Below are 1,380 nucleotides of genomic sequence, written 5' to 3'. Positions count from 1 at the left end.
TGACATCGCGGCCGGGCGTGCTGGTTTTGGTGGTGGCCATCAGGCGGCTCCGCCGTCGAGATCGACTCCGAACGCGGCGTCGTAGGCCGTCAGGTCCCGCACCGCCACCTCGGTTTCGGCTGGTGGCGGTGGAATCTGGATTCGTCTGCGCCGCAACACCTTCGCCGCCTCGATGTGGATGGGATCAGAGATCGTCTGGTGAGTGGCCCAGATCCGGTCGTGGGCGGCGAGGCTCTGCCCGTCGCAGAACACCTGCACCTGATCCAGATCGGCGCGAACCAGCACCCGCCGACCCACCGCACTGGGGTGCACCGAGTAGTCGTTGCCGTCCAGACGGATGTAGTGATCGCGCGGCAGCCGCAACGCCGCACTCCAACCCACCGCCGGCGCGACCGGAGGCAGCGCGAGCATCGCCGCCCGATCCGCGCTGATCCGCTCGCTTGGAGCGCAGCCCAAAGCACGGCGGGTGCGGGTGTTGACCACCGCCAGCCAGTCCTGCAGTTGGGTGTTGAAGTCTGCCGGCGACGCGAACGTCCGTCCCGGCAGAAAGGAGCGCTCCAGATAGTCATGGGAGCGTTCGATCAGGCCCTTGGCTTCCGGGTCGGCGGGCTGGCAGACGATGACCTTGGTGGCCAGCACGCCGCGGAATGCCTGGCATTCCTGGGTCAGCTCGACCCGCCCGCCACGCCAGCGACCGATGGCGCCTTCACCGTCCCAGACCAGCGCCCGCGGCACCGCACCGAGCCCGCTGATCAGCTCCCACCACCCAGCAAACAGGTCCTCGGCTCGCCGCGACGGGATCAACATCGCCAGCAGCCAGCGCGAATAGGCGCTGATCATCGTCAGCACCGGCAGCCGAGTCGCGGTGCGGGTCTGGCCGAAGCCGACCGGAATCTCGACGTCGGGAAACCACAGATCGCACTGGGCGATTTCACCAGCGGCGTAGGCGGTACGCGAGGCCGGGTCCGGTGGCAGATACACCGGCCGCAACTCAGCCACTCGCGCCGAAAGCACCCGGATCGAGCGTTGCCACCCGATCCGCTCGGCGATCACCGTCGCCGGCATCCTCGGGTAGACCTGCAGCAGCTCCCTTATCCGCGGTTCGACCTCATCGACGACCGAACCCCGCGGCGCGCGCTCGTACTTCGGTGGCGCATCATCAGCCAGCGCCGACTTCACCGTGTTCTTCGAGATGTTCAACGTCCGAGCGATCACCTTGATCGGCAGGCCCTCGGCCCGACGCAGACGACGAATCTCAGCCCAATCCTCCACAGACAACATTCCCTTCTGGTCCTCCTGGCTCGACTAAAGCCAGGCCACCGGACCAGGGGGTCAATTTTCAGTTGCCGCGCCGGGGTCAGATTTCACGTGCCGTCGACA

At 67.0% G+C, this 1,380-nt stretch carries 1 protein-coding gene; it reads right to left on the bottom strand.

Features of this window, described 5'->3' with window-relative positions; all coding sequences use genetic code 11:
• Nucleotides 1-39: 39 nt before the first annotated feature.
• Nucleotides 40-1,281: an IS21 family transposase gene (gene istA / locus BHQ18_RS28805; RefSeq protein ID WP_069417037.1), complete on the bottom strand. Its 1,242-nt coding sequence runs from the start codon at nucleotides 1,279-1,281 to the stop codon at nucleotides 40-42.
• Nucleotides 1,282-1,380 lie beyond the last annotated feature (99 nt).

The sequence above is a fragment of the Mycolicibacterium flavescens genome (assembly GCF_001722335.1).
In the GTDB taxonomy this organism is placed as follows: domain Bacteria; phylum Actinomycetota; class Actinomycetes; order Mycobacteriales; family Mycobacteriaceae; genus Mycobacterium; species Mycobacterium flavescens.
This window is presented reverse-complemented; position numbering and strand designations above follow the sequence as displayed.